Annotated in this window: 11 protein-coding genes; 6 read left to right on the forward strand and 5 right to left on the reverse strand. The window is 68.3% G+C overall.

Annotated features, from left to right (window positions below; genetic code table 11):
• The 4 genes from ACWELQ_RS05320 to ACWELQ_RS05335 all read right to left on the reverse strand — a co-directional run.
• On the reverse strand, window positions 1-801 hold an 801-nt coding region (locus tag ACWELQ_RS05320), incomplete at its 3' end, for an AAA family ATPase (RefSeq protein ID WP_452395807.1).
• A gap of 62 nt (window positions 802-863) precedes the next feature.
• Window positions 864-1,919 (reverse strand): DUF4129 domain-containing protein, encoded by a 1,056-nt coding sequence (locus ACWELQ_RS05325; RefSeq protein ID WP_452395787.1) that lies wholly within the window; start codon window positions 1,917-1,919, stop codon window positions 864-866.
• Window positions 1,916-2,716: a hypothetical protein gene (locus ACWELQ_RS05330; protein WP_452395788.1), complete on the reverse strand. Its 801-nt coding sequence runs from the start codon at window positions 2,714-2,716 to the stop codon at window positions 1,916-1,918. The genes ACWELQ_RS05325 and ACWELQ_RS05330 overlap by 4 nt, the downstream gene beginning before the upstream one ends.
• A gap of 118 nt (window positions 2,717-2,834) precedes the next feature.
• On the reverse strand, window positions 2,835-3,398 hold the full coding sequence (locus ACWELQ_RS05335; protein WP_452395789.1) for a TetR/AcrR family transcriptional regulator: 564 nt from the start codon (window positions 3,396-3,398) through the stop codon (window positions 2,835-2,837).
• 80 nt (window positions 3,399-3,478) lie between these two features.
• On the opposite strand from ACWELQ_RS05335, the gene ACWELQ_RS05340 reads away from it, so the two are divergent.
• A complete protein-coding gene (locus ACWELQ_RS05340) occupies window positions 3,479-5,044 on the forward strand; it encodes an MFS transporter (RefSeq protein WP_452395790.1) in 1,566 nt (521 codons plus the stop codon).
• A 75-nt stretch (window positions 5,045-5,119) separates the two neighbouring features.
• Here ACWELQ_RS05340 and ACWELQ_RS05345 read toward each other — a convergent pair whose 3' ends face one another.
• A complete protein-coding gene (locus ACWELQ_RS05345) occupies window positions 5,120-6,952 on the reverse strand; it encodes a DUF4407 domain-containing protein (RefSeq protein WP_452395791.1) in 1,833 nt (610 codons plus the stop codon).
• Window positions 6,953-7,837: 885 nt separating this feature from the next.
• Between ACWELQ_RS05345 and gltB the strand changes: the two genes are divergently transcribed.
• The 5 genes from gltB to ACWELQ_RS05370 all read left to right on the forward strand — a co-directional run bounded on the left by gltB (window position 7,838) and on the right by ACWELQ_RS05370 (window position 17,179).
• A complete protein-coding gene (gene gltB / locus ACWELQ_RS05350; RefSeq protein WP_452395792.1) occupies window positions 7,838-12,487 on the forward strand; it encodes a glutamate synthase large subunit in 4,650 nt (1,549 codons plus the stop codon).
• A 71-nt stretch (window positions 12,488-12,558) separates the two neighbouring features.
• Window positions 12,559-14,028, forward strand: a complete 1,470-nt coding sequence (locus ACWELQ_RS05355) for a glutamate synthase subunit beta (protein ID WP_452395793.1) — start codon at window positions 12,559-12,561, stop codon at window positions 14,026-14,028.
• A gap of 226 nt (window positions 14,029-14,254) precedes the next feature.
• On the forward strand, window positions 14,255-14,959 hold the full coding sequence (locus ACWELQ_RS05360) for a hypothetical protein (RefSeq protein ID WP_452395794.1): 705 nt from the start codon (window positions 14,255-14,257) through the stop codon (window positions 14,957-14,959).
• A 103-nt stretch (window positions 14,960-15,062) separates the two neighbouring features.
• The gene (locus ACWELQ_RS05365) at window positions 15,063-16,016 is read left to right on the forward strand and encodes an alpha/beta hydrolase (protein ID WP_452395808.1); all 954 of its coding nucleotides are present in this window, start codon (window positions 15,063-15,065) and stop codon (window positions 16,014-16,016) included.
• Between the two features lie 311 nt (window positions 16,017-16,327).
• Window positions 16,328-17,179 (forward strand): cutinase family protein, encoded by an 852-nt coding sequence (locus ACWELQ_RS05370; RefSeq protein WP_452395809.1) that lies wholly within the window; start codon window positions 16,328-16,330, stop codon window positions 17,177-17,179.
• The last annotated feature ends 69 nt before the right edge of the window (window positions 17,180-17,248 follow it).

Below are 17,248 nucleotides of genomic sequence, written 5' to 3' on the forward strand. Positions count from 1 at the left end.
GGCCCGCGCGGCCGCCATCAGCGCGGTCGCGCCACGCGTGGACGCGCCGTGCGCGACGGCGGGGGAGGTGCGGGTGGCCCGGCAGATGTCGACCGTGTACGCCAGCACCTCGGGGCTGATCGCCACCTGGGCGACCGCGGCCCGGGCGGCGGCGATGTGCGCGGCGTTCGCCACCGGCCGCAGTCCGGCCGCGTTCAGGTCGCGCGGGTCGAACCCGGCGGCATGCCGCTGCAGGATGCGGAATTCGTCATCGCGCCCGGGCAATTGCACGTCGACCTTGAACAGGAACCGGTCCAACTGCGCCTCCGGCAGCGGATAGGTGCCCTCCTGCTCGATCGGGTTCTGGGTGGCGACCACCACGAAGGGATCCGGCAGCGGCTGCGGCACGCCGTCCACCGAAACCTGGCGCTCCTCCATGGATTCCAGCAGCGCCGACTGCGTCTTCGGGGGCGTGCGGTTGATCTCGTCGGCCAGCAGCAGATTGGTGAACACCGGGCCGCGGCGGAAGGTGAACTCGGCCGAATGCGGATCGTAGATCTGCGAGCCGGTGACATCGCCCGGCATCAGATCCGGCGTGAACTGGATGCGGGAATGCTCCAGATCCAGCGCCGTGGCCAGCGCCCGCACCAGCAGCGTCTTGGCCACGCCCGGAACGCCTTCCAGCAGCACGTGGCCGCGGCACAGCAGCGCCAGCACCAGGAACATGACGGCGTGGTCGTTGCCGACGACCGCCTTGCCGATCTCGGCGCGCAGGGCCAGCAGCGCCTGCTGCGCGTCCTGTGCCGTCGGTCCGTCCACCACCGCGGACGTGTGGTTGCCGTCCCCGATCTTCTTGGTGAGATCGGTGTTCTGGGTCAGATCGGTCACAAGACCTCCGCTTCGATCCATTCGAGTTGTGCGGCCACGAGTTCCAAGGTGCCCCGATCCTCGACCGGGTCGTAGAGGGCGGCGCGGATGACGGCCGGGTCGGTGCCGGTGCGGCCGCTCACCGCCGCGGTCACCAGTTCGGCCGGGGTCTCGGCGGTGACGCCGAGCGCGGGCCGCAGCCGCCGCAGCGCCGCCGCCCGCAGTTTGGCGGCCACATGTTCGTGATCGCGGGATCTCCGGTACAGCCCGGCCTGTCCGGCGAGCAGCTCGTGGGCCGGGGCCTCCACCGGCAGCGGTTCGCGCACGATCGCGCCGCGCCGGCGGCCGCGCCACCACAGCACGGCGGCCCAGGCGATGAGGAATTGCAGTCCGCCGAAGGCCAGCCAATGCGGCATGGTCTGGAAGATCGAGTCGCTGCCCGCGCCGAAGTCCGGCGTAGACACCTTCGGCGGCTTCGGCGGTGGGCTGGGTGGATTCGACGGCGGTGACGGCAGCTCCGGCACCGACGGCGCGGTCAGATGGGCGAGTACGAACACCAGCAGCACGACCCCGGCGACCGCGGCCAGGGCCGCCCAGAATCGCCAATCCCGCAGCAGCTCCGGCACTTCCCGGCGTTCCGGCCGGTCCCGGGACTTCTTCGCCTTGACAGCCTTGGTCTTGCGGGTCCGGCGCTGCTCGGTGAGTTCCACCGGCCCGGCCTTGGGCGGCGGCGCGAGCGAATACCGGTCCGCCTGTTCGAGCATCCGGTACTCGGCCTCCGTGCCGTAGCGCCCGCCGTAGACCACCTCGTCGAAACTGTGTGCGGCCGAGGGCAGTTCGCTCGCGTCCGGCACGGCGGTGGTGGCGGCGTCGGCGGTCTCCCGCGCCGTGCGCGCCCGCTCCTCCGCGAGCAGGCCGCGCTGCTCCAGGCCGCGGGTGACCGCGCGATAGCGTTCGCGCAGGGCCGCGCCGAAATCCCCACGGCGCGCGGCGTCCTCGGCCGCGGCGAGATGTGCGGCGGCCGGGCCCAGGGCCGGTTCGGGCGGTACCGGAATCCGGTCGGTCTCGGTCATCGTCCGCTCCCCGCCGGTACCGGGATGTCCCAGCCTTCGCGGCGGCAGCGCCGATCTACGTAGGCGACCACCTGGGTGGCCGATTCCACCATTTCGGCGAACGCCACCACCAGCAGGGCCACCAGGATGAGCAGCACCGTCACCGTCCAGCGGTGGGTGCCGGAGAACTGGGTGATGAACTGCCACAGCGCAAACAGCGGCACGAGCAGCACCAGCAGCAGTCCGCGCTGATACATCCACAGCCCGGCCAGCGGCCATTCCCGGCCGCTCGCAAGCAGTTTCGCGCGCCGGGCCGCGCCACCGTAGCCGAGGGAGTCGCCGTTGCCGGGGGATCCCTCGAAGAGGATGGGCACCAGCGTGCTGCGCCGCGCGCGCAGCCACGCCAGCCAGATCACCGCGAACGGGACGGTGAAGATCAGGGGAGCGCCCAGCGCCAGCACCCCGACCCCGATGAGCGTGAACATCACCTGATAGGCCAGCAGCGGACCGGATTTGCCCGTGGCCTGTGCGAGGGCGGCGCGCCAGGTCAGCGGCCGCCGGTGGACGACCGCGAGTCCGATCGGCACGGTCACCCAGCGCACGAATCCGCGCAGCAGCCACGCGCACACCAGGCTCACCACCAGCCCGCTCCAGAAGGTGCCGCTGTCGGAGTCGCCGGTGAGCAGGGCGGCCAGCGCGGTGCCCGCGACGGCCAGCCCGGCGGCCACCGCGATCGCCGCGCCGAGCACGGGTGCGAGGGTCTTGATCCGGGCCGCGATCAGCGCGAACGGCAGATCCAGTAGGTCCCGGAACTGCATCGGGCGAATCGGCACAACGACCGGTTCGGTAGAAGTCGGTCCCCCCACCGAGCCGGTCGGCGAACCGACAGAGTCGGCGGCGGTCGGCAACACGCGCCCGAGTCTATCCGCAGAGGTGCTATCGGTCGCCCGATAAGAGCCGCGCCACGACCTGGCGGTACAGGCCGGGTTCGATCGGCGGCAGGCCGAGCAGGGCGCGCAGGTAGACGCCGTCGCCGACCAGCCCGACGATCTCGGCGCGGACCGGATCGTCGATCTCGTTGTCCAGGGCCGTCTTCCAGGACCGCATCACCTCGGTGAGGGCGCGGTCGGTCTCGGCCTGCCCGCCGTCGGCGGGCGCCTCGATGGTGCGCATGGCTGCCAGCATCGAGCGGTACAGCGCGAGTTCGACGGCGTCGGTCTCGTCGTCGGGGTGCGGGGCTTGCAGGTACCACTCGGCCACCGAGCGACCCTGGTCCACGGCCGCCTGCACCTGCCGGTCCGAGCGCTCGCCGACGCGGCGCAGCAGTCCGGCCAGCAGCGCGTCCTTGCTCTTGAAGTGGTAGAGCAGCCCACCCTTGGAGACGCCCGCGGTAGCGGCCACGTTCTCCAGGGTCACCTGGGACAAACCCTTGTCGAGCAGCAGGGATTCGAGGGCGTCGAGGATCCGGTCACGGGTCCCGGCGGGGTCGCGGGTGGTCACGAGCCTTGACTGTACCGGCTGGACGGTTCAGAATACTACTGCACCGTCTGGACGGTTCATAACGCCGAAAGAGAAAGCCGATGACCACCACACCGACCGCTCGTTCCGGAACTTCCGTGACCACCGACCGGCTCACCGCCACGACACCGAAGGCCCGGCCCCGGGATTGGGCCGGGCTCGGCGTCCTCGCGCTGGCGCTGCTGCTGATCGCGGTCGACGCGACCGTGCTCGACCTCGCGGTCCCCTCCATCACCGCCGACCTCGCGCCCACCACCCCACAGCTGCTGTGGATCATCGACGTCTACTCGTTCGTGCTGGCCGGTCTGCTGGTCACCATGGGCACCCTCGGCGACCGCATCGGCCGCCGCCGACTGCTGCTCATCGGCGCGGTCGGCTTCGCCGCCGCCTCCGCGCTCGCGGCCTGGGCGATCAACCCCGAAATGCTCATCGCCGCACGGGTTCTCCAGGGTCTCGCGGGCGCCACGCTGATGCCCGCCACCCTCGGCCTGATCCGCACCATGTTCGCCGACGCCCGTCAGCGCACCCTCGCCATCTCGGTCTGGGGCGCGATGGCCGCCTCGGGTGCCGCCTTCGGCCCGCTGCTCGGCGGCTGGATGCTCGAGCACTTCTGGTGGGGCTCGGTGTTCCTGGTGAACCTGCCGGTCATGGCGCTGCTGGTGCTGCTGGCCCCGGTCCTGGTGCCGGAATCGAAGGACCCGAACCCGGGCCGCTTCGACCTGATCAGCGCCGGGCTCTCGATGGCGGCCCTGATCCCGATCGTCTACGCGGTCAAGGAATTCGCCGCCCACGGCACGAGCCTGAACCTGGTGTTCATCGCCGCGGTCGGCATCGTGTCCGGCATCGTGTTCGTGCGCCGTCAGCGCGGGCTCGCCGCACCGCTGATCGACCTGGACCTGTTCCGGCTGCCCGCCTTCCGGGCCGCCGTGTTCACCAATCTGCTGTCGGTGTTCGCGCTGGCCGGTGTCCTGTTCTTCGGTTCGCAGTACCTGCAGCTCGTACTGGGCAAGTCTCCGCTCGAGGCCGGTCTGCTGCTGATCCCGGGCACCGTCGGCTCCATGCTGGGCGCGCTCGCGGCGGCCTGGCTGGTCCGATGGTGGCGTCCGGCAACGGTATTGGCCGGTTCGCTGGTGACCGTCGCGATCGGCGCGGGCCTGTACTGGCTGCTGCCCACCGATCCGCAGGGCTCGGTGACCCCGTTCATCGTGGGCTTCCTGCTGATCGGCCTGGGTGAGGGTGTGGCGCTGACGGTTTCGTCCGACATGATCGTCAGCACCGCGCCGGAAGCCCGCGCGGGCAATGCCGCCGCGATTTCCGAGACGGCCATGGAGATGGGTATCGCCCTGGGCGTCGCGGTACTGGGCAGCGCCGTCATGGCGGCCTTCCGCCGCGGCCTGGACCTGTCGCACGTCCCGTCGGGGCACGCCGACGCGGCGCGTGAATCGCTGGGCGGCGCGATCGAAACCGCCCGTGCGCTACCGCAACCGGCGGCCGGCGAACTGCTGAACTCGGCGCACACCGCCTTCGTCAGCGGCATCCACCTGGCGGCCACCTCGACGGCGGTCATCCTGCTGCTGACGGCGGTCATCGCCTACCGAGCGGCACGCAAGCAGCGGCCGACGGCATAACAGAAAAGGCTGTGGCCCGGGTGTTTCCGTGTTCAACGTGAAACAACCCGGGCCGCAGTCCGTTTCGAGCGGGTCCTACTGCCCCTTACCGGGCGGCAGTTCGCGACGGTTGCGGTAGTCGAGTTCGGGATTGTGACGACCCGCGATCGCGTCCTGCTGCGCGGCGGCGGGCAACGGGTAGCCGGGCTCGACCACCTGGCCCTGGGGGAGCGGGGCGTAGGACGGGTACTGGGCGTAGGGCTGATCCACCACGGCGCCCGCGACCCGCTGCGCGTGCACATGCTGCGGCGCGCCCGGCGGCAACTGATAGCCGTACTGCGGCTGGGCGTATGCCTGCGGATGGCCGTACACCTGCTGCTGCCCCGAATCCTCGGAGTCCACCGTCACCTTGCGGGTGCGGCGCAGCGTGAAGGTGATCTCCTCCGCCTCCTCGAACGCCTGCCGCACGGTGCGCAGCGGATGGGTGGCGGTATCGATGGCATTGGCCACGAAGGACGGGACCAGCGGCCGGATCCAGCGGGCCGCGGTATCGGTGAACGGCACCGTGCCGATGATCGGAAGTTCCAGTCCGCCACCCTTGTTCGCGGGGGCGGGCGCGGGTACGGCGACGGGTGCGGGAGCCGGTGCGAGCGGCGCGAGCGCACCCGCGGGCGGCAGCGGCGCCAGCGCCCCCGAGGTGAGTGGGGCGGGCAGGTTGGGTGACTGGGTCAAGGTCCCCTCCGGAAGCTCGAGTCTGGCGGCGGAGTCGAATTCGGCGACCGCCCGCTGTTGCGCGGGCTCGGTGATGCCGATCTCGAAATTGCCGATGGCGGCGATGATGCGGGTGCGCTGCCGTTCCCGGTCGATGGCGGTATCGGCGTGCGCGGCCAGCCGCGCGGCGGTGAGTTGTTGTTCGGCGCGCAGCTTTTCGGTCTCCACCCGCACCTCCGCCTGTTTGACGGCGATGGCGGTGGTGGCGGCCTGGTCGATGCGATCGGTGGCGGTGCGGACCGCGACATCGCGGTCGAAGGCCGTCTCGCCCCGCCAGAAGCGCAGCAGCAACGGCAGCAGGGCCAGCACCGTCATGAGCAGGGCGACCGCGAGGCGCAGGGCCAACGGCCCGAAATGGCCTGTCGTGTAGTCGTTCATGGCCACCCAGCGCGCGCCCAGTCCGCGGTCGCCCTCGGTGTAGGCGTCCTTGCGGGCGGTGGCGAGCGCCTGATCCTGCCGGGTGACCTTGGCGTCGAGCCCGTCCACCTTGCCCTGCGCGGCGGCCAGTTGGGCGCGCGCGTCGTCGAGCATCTGGTTGGCGGTGCGTTCCTCGGGTCCGCGCCCGGGTACGCCGGTCTTCGGGATCCCGGCGCAGTCCTGATCCGGGTTGTATTCGCAGCGTGCGATTTTCAGCGCGGTGGTGACATCGCCCTGCGCCTTGGTGATCTGCTGATCGAGGGTGGCGCGGTCGGCCTTGGCCTGATCCGACCCGGTGCGCGCGGTGACGACGGCGGGCGCGGATTCCACGGCGCGCTGGGCGGTTTCGTCGAGCAGCCGGTGCACGGTGCCGGAGAACAGTACGGTGCAGGCCAATTCGGCGATCACCACGCCGGAGATGACCGCCACCGCGATCCGACCGCCGAATTCGGCTATCGCCCGGCGATTCTCGCGCCGGTGCGGGGTGGCGGCGGTGGCGAGCGCGCGCGAGATGGCTCCCGCCAGCAGGGTGGCGATGAGGGCCACCGCGATCACGGCGAGGACAGGCCAGCGCGCGGCCCCGGTGGCGACCGCGGTCACCACCCCGGAAGTGGCCGCGACCAGCGCCACCACGGTGCCGGTGACCGTATAACCCCCGCGTTCGTCCGGGTCGGTGAGCCGTGGCTGCGCCCCGCCCAGCCACACCAGCAGCGCTCCGAGTCCGGCGGTTCTCTCAGTCATGGGAGCTCACATCCCTCTAAGTCCCAAGTGATTCGGCTTGTCGCAACCGTCGCTGATTCGTTGTCTCAGCGTGACAGGCGTACAGGTGTTCCATCGACCGCGAAGGCTGGGATGTGGCCAGCCTCACACTGGCACGTTTCCGGCGTGTGACGTGGTGTTGATCACGCGCGGACCGGGCCGAACAGGTCGGAAACGGCGGGCGGAAGACAGATTTTCGGTTTGCTGAACGTGTGCTGAATCCCACATTCAGGAAAAATTCCGTACGGTCGGCAGGTTGCCTGGCCATGTCCGTCGGGCGGCCACGGCGACGACGGAACTTGTCCGGAAAGTTAGCCGCCTAACGCCCGGTTTGCCGGATCTCCTTGCGGGGAAATCTGATTCATTGCAGGTGGGAGGCCGTCCGGAGCTGCGCTGGACGCTTCGGTCGCTACCCGCGCGCGCGTGCGATGCAGTGGTGAACTCAACTGAAACGCATGTGCACCCCTGCTTTACACTGGAGACCGCGCGTGTGTTGGAGGACCGATGAAGAATCCCAGCTAGAAGCTGGAATTAGCGCAACCTAAGTTGGTTGGGCTCCAGTCCTGACTTATCGTTTGCTCTTACGCCGAACCACACAATTCGGCAGAACTCCCCATATGGTCAGGCACCCGATCGGTGCCCAGCCTAGCGGGCGAGAACGGCGCGGTGTGTGGCGAACGCGTAAGGGTTCCGTTACCACCGAGCACCCGACTAGGTAATCGAAGCGGGTCGACAACTGCAAAGTTGACTGCACGGAGTGACCATCAGCGCCGCTGGTCTCCGAAACGTCCGGGCGCAGTCCCTACCGGAGGCGTTCGACGAAGGCCCTTATTTCTTCGAAGGCCTGTTTTTTGTGAAGGCAGAGGCATGACGCAACTTCCTGGCCACAGGTCCCCTGGACCCATTGGGCTCTATGACCCGGCGAATGAACACGACGCCTGCGGTGTCGCATTCGTCGTCGACATGCACGGCCGCCGCAGCCGCGACATCGTCGACAAGGCTATTACGGCATTGCTGAACCTGGAGCACCGTGGCGCTGCCGGTGCCGAGCCCAACTCCGGCGACGGTGCGGGCATCCTGATTCAGCTCCCGGACAAGTTCTTCCGTGCGGTCGTCGACTTCGAGCTCCCCGCCGAAGGTTCGTACGCCACCGGTATCGCGTTCCTCCCGCAGGCCCGCCGCGAGGCTGCCCGCGCCGGCTACGGCGTCGAGAAGATCGTGCGCGAGGAGGGCCTGGAGGTCCTCGGCTGGCGCGAGGTCCCGATCGACGAGTCGTCGCTGGGCGCGCTGTCGCGCGACGCCATGCCGACCTTCCGGCAGATCTTCATCGCCTCGCCCAAGGGTGGCAGCGAGCAGCTCTCGGGCATGGACCTGGAGCGCCGCGCCTACGTCATCCGCAAGCGCATCGAGCACGAGCTCGGCAAGTCGGGTGCGGGCGAGGGCGCCACCGGCAAGGAGTCGGTGTACTTCCCGTCGCTGTCCGGTGAGACCTTCGTCTACAAGGGCATGTTCACCACCCCGCAGCTGCGGGCGTTCTACCTCGACCTGCAGGACGACCGGGTCGAGTCCGCGCTCGGCATCGTGCACTCGCGCTTCTCCACCAACACCTTCCCGTCGTGGCCGCTGGCGCACCCCTTCCGGCGCGTTGCCCACAACGGTGAGATCAACACCGTCTCGGGCAACGAGAACTGGATGCGCGCGCGTGAGGCGCTGCTGAACTCCAACGTGTTCGGCACCGACCACGAGGGCAACAACCGCCTGGAGAAGATCTTCCCGGTCTGCACCCCCGGCGCCTCCGACACCGCTCGCTTCGACGAGGTGCTCGAGCTGCTGCACCTCGGTGGCCGCAGCCTGCCGCACGCCGTGCTCATGATGATTCCGGAGGCGTGGGAGCGCCACGAGTCCATGACCCCGGAGCAGCGCGCGTTCTACCGCTACCACTCCTTCCTCATGGAGCCCTGGGACGGCCCGGCCTCGGTGTGCTTCACCGACGGCAGCGTCGTCGGCGCGGTGCTGGACCGAAACGGCCTGCGCCCCGGCCGCATCTGGGTCACCGACGACGGTCTCGTCGTGCTGGCCTCCGAGGTCGGCGTGCTCGACATCGACCCGGCCAAGATCGTCTACAAGAAGCGCCTGCAGCCCGGCCACATGTTCCTGGTCGACACCAAGCAGGGCCGCATCATCTCCGATGACGAGGTCAAGCAGTCGCTGGCCACGGAGTTCCCGTACCAGCAGTGGCTGGACGAGGGCCCGACCAAGCTCAGCGATCTGCCCGACCGCCCGCACGTGCACATGTCGCATGACCGCGTGCTGGCCCGCCAGCAGATCTTCGGGTACACCACCGAGGAACTGAACCTGCTGGTCTCGCCCATGGCGCAGACCGGTGGCGAGGCGCTCGGCTCGATGGGCACCGACACCCCGATCGCGGTGCTGTCGGCGCGGCCGCGCCTGCTGTTCGACTACTTCTCGCAGCTGTTCGCGCAGGTCACCAACCCGCCGCTGGACGCCATCCGCGAAGAGGTCGTCACCTCGCTGCGCAGCATGATCGGCCCCGAGGCCGACCTGCTCAACCCGGGCCTGGACTCCTGTCGTCAGATCACCCTGACCCAGCCGATCCTGGACAACGACGAGCTGTCCAAGCTGGTCCACATCAACGACGACGGCTCGCGTCCCGAGCTGCGTTCGGTCGTGGTCCACGGTCTGTACCCGGTGAAGAAGGGCGGCAAGGGGCTGCGCAAGGCCATCGAGGCCGTGCAGCGCCAGGTTTCGGCCGCGATCGACGGCGGCGCGCGCATCATCGTGCTGTCCGACCGCGAGTCCAACGAGAAGCTGGCCCCGATCCCCTCGCTGCTGCTGACCGCCGCGGTGCACCACCACCTGGTCCGGGAACGCACCCGCACCAAGGTCGGCCTGGTCATCGAGGCCGGTGACGCCCGCGAGGTGCACCACATGGCGATGCTCGTCGGTTTCGGCGCGGCGGCCATCAACCCGTACATGGCCTTCGAGTCCATCGAGGACATGCTGGAGCGCGGCGCACTGGTGATGCCGGGCAGCACCGGCGATCACGCGGCCGACTTCAAGAAGGCCGTCTACAACTACAACAAGGCCGCCGGCAAGGGTGTGCTGAAGGTGATGTCCAAGATGGGCATCTCCACCATCGCCTCCTACCGTGGCGCGCAGCTGTTCCAGGTCGTCGGCCTGGCGCAGGAGCTCGTCGACGAGTACTTCACCGGTCTGCGCTCGCCGCTGGACGGCATCGGTCTCGACGACATCGCCGACGAGGTCGCGCAGCGGCACCGCATCGCCTACCTGGAGAACCGCAACGAGCGCGCGCACCGCGAGCTCGAGATCGGCGGCGAGTACCAGTGGCGGCGTGAGGGCGAGTACCACCTGTTCAACCCGGACACGGTGTTCAAGCTGCAGCACGCCACCCGCTCGGGCCAGTACAAGGTCTTCAAGGAGTACACCAAGCTCGTCGACGATCAGTCGGAGCGCTTGGCCTCGCTGCGCGGCCTGTTCAAGTTCAAGTCCGAAGGCCGCCACCCGATCTCGATCGACGAGGTCGAGCCGGCGTCGGAGATCGTGAAGCGCTTCTCGACCGGTGCGATGAGCTACGGCTCCATCTCGGCCGAGGCCCACGAGACCCTGGCCGTGGCGATGAACCGTCTGGGCGGTCGCTCCAACTCCGGTGAGGGCGGCGAGCACCCGGCGCGCTTCGAGCCGGAGGAGAACGGCGACTGGCGTCGGTCCGCGATCAAGCAGGTGGCCTCGGGTCGCTTCGGCGTGACCGCGCACTACCTGACCAACTGCACCGACATCCAGATCAAGATGGCGCAGGGCGCCAAGCCCGGTGAGGGCGGCCAGCTTCCGGCCCACAAGGTGTACCCGTGGGTCGCCGAGGTCCGGCACTCGACGCCCGGCGTCGGCCTGATCTCGCCGCCGCCGCACCACGACATCTACTCGATCGAGGATCTGGCGCAGCTGATCCACGACCTGAAGAACGCGAACCCGCAGGCGCGGATTCACGTGAAGCTTGTCGCGGAGCCCGGCGTCGGCACCGTCGCCGCGGGTGTCTCCAAGGCGCACGCCGACGTGGTGCTGATCTCCGGTCACGACGGTGGCACCGGCGCCTCGCCGCTGACCTCGCTCAAGCATGCGGGCGGCCCCTGGGAGCTCGGCCTCGCAGAGACCCAGCAGACGCTGCTGCTCAACGGCCTGCGCGACCGCATCGTGGTGCAGGTCGACGGTCAGATGAAGACCGGCCGCGACGTCATGATCGCCGCGCTGCTGGGCGCGGAAGAGTACGGCTTCGCCACTGCGCCGCTGGTGGTTTCGGGCTGCATCATGATGCGCGTCTGCCACCTCGACACCTGCCCCGTCGGCGTCGCCACCCAGAACCCTGTTCTGCGTGAGCGTTTCACCGGCAAGCCGGAGTTCGTCGAGAACTTCATGCTCTACATCGCCGAAGAGGTCCGCGAGCTGCTGGCGTCGCTGGGTCTGCGCACGCTCGACGAGGCCATCGGCCGCGTCGACCTGCTCGACACCACCGCCGCCAAGTCGCACTGGAAGGCCGCCAAGCTCGACCTGTCGCCCATCCTGGACGACGTCGAGACGGCGTTCATGATGCAGGACCGCCGCCAGACCAAGAGCCAGGACCACGGCCTGGACAAGGCCCTGGACAACCAGCTCATCGCGCAGGCCGCGGACGCGCTGGAGCGGGGCAAGCCGGTCAAGATCGAAACCAAGATCACCAACGTGAACCGCACGGTCGGCACCATGCTCGGCCACGAGGTCACCAAGCTCTACGGCGGAGTCGGCCTGCCGGACAACACCATCGACATCCAGTTCACCGGTTCCGCCGGTAACTCGTTCGGTGCGTTCGTCCCGGCCGGTATCACCCTGCGGGTCTCCGGCGACGCCAACGACTATGTGGGCAAGGGCCTTTCGGGCGGCCGCATCATCGTGCGCCCGTCGGCCGACGCGCCCGCCGAGTACGTGGCGGAGCAGAACATCATCGCGGGCAACGTGATCCTGTTCGGCGCGACCTCCGGCCAGGCGTTCATCCGCGGTGTCGCGGGCGAGCGCTTCAGCGTCCGCAACTCGGGCGCCACCGCGGTGGTCGAGGGTGTGGGCGACCACGCCTGCGAGTACATGACCGGCGGCAAGGTGGTCATCCTCGGCGAGACCGGCCGCAACTTCGGCGCCGGCATGTCGGGTGGTGTCGCGTATATCTACAACCCGAACGGGACCTTCGAGGCCAACCTCAACACCGAACTGGTCGACCTTGAGCAGCTCTCGGCCGAGGACGTCGCGACGCTGAAGGACATCGTCGAGCAGCACCGCGCCGAGACCGGTTCGGCTGTCGCGGAACGCATCCTGGGTGACTGGGCGCAGCAGGTGACCAAGTTCGTGAAGGTCATGCCGCGCGATTACAAGAAGGTGCTGATCGCCATCTCCGAGGCCGAGAAGGCCGGCCGGAACGTGGACGAGGCCATCATGGAGGCGGCTCGTGGCTGACCTCACCTACCCGGTGCGACGCTGCACCTCTGTTTTGTCGCGCGCGCAGCGCTGTAGTCAGGAGTTCGTAAATGGGTGACGCACAAGGCTTCCTGAAGCACACCAGCCGGGAACTGCCGAAGCGCCGTCCGGTTCCGCTTCGCCTGCTGGACTGGAAAGAGGTCTACGAGGAGAAGTTCTCCCACGAGACCCTGCAGCGCCAGGCCAGCCGTTGCATGGACTGCGGTATTCCGTTCTGCCACAACGGCTGCCCGCTCGGGAACCTGATTCCCGAGTGGAACGACCTGGTGTACCGGGGCGCGTGGAAGGAAGGCTTCGACCGCCTGCACGCGACCAACAACTTCCCGGAGTTCACCGGCCGCCTGTGCCCGGCTCCGTGTGAGGCGTCCTGCGTCCTGGGCATCAACCAGGACGCGGTGACCATCAAGCAGGTCGAGGTCGAGATCATCGAGAACGGTTTCGACGAGGGCTGGGTCACCCCGGTCTACCCGACCCGTCTCACCGGCAAGCGCATCGCGGTCGTCGGCTCGGGTCCCGCCGGTCTGGCGGCGGCCCAGCAGCTGACCCGCGCGGGCCACACCGTGACCGTGTTCGAGCGCGATGACCGCATCGGCGGCCTGCTGCGCTACGGCATCCCGGAATTCAAGATGGAGAAGCGTTTCATCGACCGCCGCCTGGCGCAGATGGAAGGCGAAGGCACCATCTTCAAGACCGGCGTGAACGTGGGCGTCGACATCACCGCCGAGCAGCTGCGCGAGCAGTTCGACGCGGTCGTCCTCGCCGGTGGCGCGACCATCGCGCGCGACCTGCCGATCCCGGGCCGCGACCTGGACGGCATCCACCAGGCCATGGAGTTCCTGCCGCTGGCCAACCGCGTGCAGCTGGGCGACCCGATCACCGACGAGGACGGCCTGCCGCGCATCAACGCGCGCGGCAAGAAGGTCGTCATCATCGGCGGCGGTGACACCGGCGCGGACTGCCTGGGCACCTCGCACCGCCAGGGCGCGGAGTCGATCCACCAGTTCGAGATCATGCCGCGCCCGCCGCAGGAGCGCGCCACCTCGACCCCGTGGCCGACCTACCCGCTGCTGTACCGCGTCTCCTCCGCGCACGAGGAGGGCGGCGAGCGCGTGTTCTCCGTCAACACCGAGCGTTTCGTCGGTGCGGACGGCAAGGTCACCGGCCTGCAGGCGCACGAGGTGACGATGGTCAACGGTCGCTTCGAGAAGGTCGAGGGCACCGACTTCACCCTCGAGGCCGATCTGGTGCTGCTGGCCATGGGCTTCGTCGGACCGCAGAAGAACGGTCTGCTCGAGGGTCTGGGCGTGGGCTACGACCAGCGCGGCAATGTCATGCGCGACAAGGACTGGGCCACCACGGTTCCCGGTGTCTTCGTGGCCGGTGACATGGGCCGCGGTCAGTCGCTGATCGTGTGGGCCATCGCCGAGGGTCGCGCCGCGGCCGCCGCGGTGGACCGGTACCTGGAGGGTGAGACGGCGCTGCCGTCGCCGATCACCCCGACCATGGTCGCCCAGCGCTGAGCTGAAGGCTGAAAGAAGCCCCCGGACTTCGGTCCGGGGGCTTCTTCGTTATGCGGGAAATGCATCTGAAATATGTACTAGTCAGTAATTTCGCCAAACCCTGGACGCAAGACCAGTTACACCTGTTTACTTACTCCCCGTGTGGAATCCACCTCCGAGTCGTCCGCAGCGCTCGGTAAGTCTGGATCGGTCCCCACGACAGTGCCGGGACACTTGGAGGAGAAATATGTTCCGTAACCGCCGCGCGGCCGCCGTGATCAGCGCCGCCGCATTGGTTTCCGCTGGTCTGAGCGTCACCACCTTGGAGACGGGAGTCGCGTCAGCGGATGGGACCTGTGCCATCAGCTCGCACGCCACCAAGAACGACATCAGCACCCTCGGTATCACGATGACCTACGACAAGTCCGCCAACCTGGACTCGATCGGCGTCGGCACCACCGTGACCTACAAGATCGTCATCGGCACCACCGGAATCGGTAATCCGTACGTCAACACCATCACGGACTTCCCGCCGTCCGGATTCGCCGCGCCGGTCAGCGCCTCCATCACCGCCTTCCACGCGGTGGGCGGCGAGAAGACCGAGACCGTCACCCCGGAGCCGAACGCGGGCGGCTGGAAGGTCACCAATACCGGCTGGTTCGTGAACTCGGGCAACCCGCTGACCTACACCATCACCTACCCGGTTCCGACCAGCCTCTCGCCCGGTCAGCAGGTCACCAGCGGTGGCGTCGGGGTCGCGGGCACGGTCGGCGTCAGCAATGAGCTGCCCAACCTGACCGCCTGCTTCACCGCCCGCGCCAACACCGTCGGAGAGGACCTGCTGGGCAGCCTGGGCAACAACGGACTCGGCTCCGCCGACGGCCAGCTCAGCTCCACGGGTTCGATCAGCACCATCATCTCGGACGCGATCCGCAAGTACATCGGCAGCTGATCCGCCCCGCGGGCCGATTCGATCGATAGGAACATCCGTACCGATGCGCACACGGAAATCGACGCTACTCGCGGTCATCGCGGGATTCACATGGTCGCTGGCCATGTCGTTCGCACCCGGTGCCATCGGTACGGCCGCGGCGGATTCCGCCGGGGCCCATCTGGTTTCGATCGATCGGCCCGGTCAGCGGCAAGAAGAGATCTCGGTCTATTCGGCCGCCATGGACAAGGTCATCCCGTTGCAGGTGCTGACCCCTTGGGACAACAGCGTGCCGCGGCCCACGCTCTATCTGCTGAATGGTGCGGGCGGCGGCGAGGATTCGGCCACCTGGTATCACCAGACCGATATCGTGGGTTTCTTCTCCGACAAGAACGTGAATGTGGTGTCACCGGTCGGCGGGAAATTCTCCTATTACACCGATTGGGAGCGCGACGACCCGAAACTCGGTCGCGTCAAATGGCAGACATTTCTCACCTCGGAACTGCCGCCGATCATCGATGCGGTGCTCCACACTTCGGGCGTGAACGCCATCGCGGGCGTCTCGATGTCCGCCGGCTCCGCTCTGGATCTGGCCATTCAGGCTCCGGATCTCTACCGGGCGGTCGCGGCCTACAGCGGCTGCGCCACCACCGCCGACCAGACCAGCCGCCAGTACATCAAACTCGTGCTGGATCGCGGCGATGCCGATATGCGCAATATGTGGGGCGAGCCCGGCGACCCGGCCTGGCAGCAGCACGACGCCGTGCTCAATGCCGAGGGCCTGCGCGGCAAGGCGCTGTTCATCTCGAGCTCGACCGGCTTGCCGGGTGACCTGGACACGCTCGATTCGCCGTCGATCGGCGGCCGTCCGGTGACGCTGGCCAATCAATTGCTGCTCGGCGGTCTGATCGAGGCCGCCACCAACGGCTGCACGCATCGGCTCGCCGATCGACTGGGTGAGTTGGGGATCCCGGCCCAGATCGAATTCCGGGCGGGCGGCACGCACTCGTGGCGGTATTGGGAGGACGCGCTGCACCGGTCGTGGCCGATGCTCGAGGCGGCATTGCAGGGTGCGTGAGTCGGCATTGCGGGGAGTGTGACGTATATCTGACACGGAAAACGGACGTGTTCCCCGACTCGCCTGGCATCGCTGAATAGCCCCCTTTATGCTAGGCGGCGGTGTGTCGTTGATCTCGTCACGCGGTCTGTTTCGGCCGGGTCTTGCGGGGTGGTTACTCGGGTTAACCCGGAGTGCACCGGACTGTCATCTGGCGATCGCACCATGATCGGGAATCGGGACGTTTCAGTTGTCCCGGCACAAGCGTGAACTGGAGCAGTATGCGGTTGAAGAATGTTGTCGCCGCTGCAGGAGCAGCGGCGAGCGTGCTCATGTCGGGAATCGTGCTGGGCAGCGGACCTGTTACAGCCGACCCAGGGGCGGCGTGCCCGAGCTTCTACACGGTCGCCGTTCCGGGCACCTGGGAAACCGGTCATGACAAGGACCCCAAGCCCGGCATGCTGGCGGGGGTAACCAATGGGTTGCCCGGTGAGGTCGACTACGTCACCTACGCCGCCACCGCCTTCCCCTGGGAGGGTGACGTCTACGCCGCCTCCAAGAAGGAGGCCGTCGACAATGCCCGCGGTCTGGTCCAGGAGATGGGCGCCCGCTGCCCGGGCACCAAGATCGCCATCACCGGCTACAGCCAGGGTGCCGACGCGGCCGGCGATCTCGCCGCCGAGATCGGCTCGGGTCACGGTGTGGTGCCGCCGGATCGCATCGCGGCCGTCGCGCTGATCTCCGATCCGAGCCGTTCGCCCAGCGACGCCCAGGTCGGCCCGATCGCTCCCGGTGCGGGTGCGGGCGGTGCGCGCGTGGGCGGCTTCGGCTGGATCAGCGACAAGGTGCGCACCGTGTGCGCTATCGGCGATCTGTACTGCTCCACCGAGCAGACCGACTTCGTCACCCGTTTCGCGGGCTTCCTGGCGCAGGCCAGCAACCCGAACAACTTCAACCCCTGGCAGACCCAGCTGCAGCTCGGGTCGATCGTCAACGACCTGATGGCCCAGGGTGGTCTGCCGACGCTGCAGGCGCAGCTGGCCGAGGGACCGGACAGCGAGTACGCGCACCAGCTCGAGCAGTTCTACCGCAGCGGTACCCACACCAGCTACGGCAGCTACTCGGTCGGCGGCGGCCAGACCGCCATCACCTGGATGCACAACTGGATCGCGACCAACGCGTAGCGATCTCGGGGTAAGCACATCGAAAAGGCCGCTCCCACAAGGTGGGGGCGGCCTTTTCGTGTCCCTGAG

The organism is Nocardia sp. NPDC004722, from assembly GCF_053601505.1.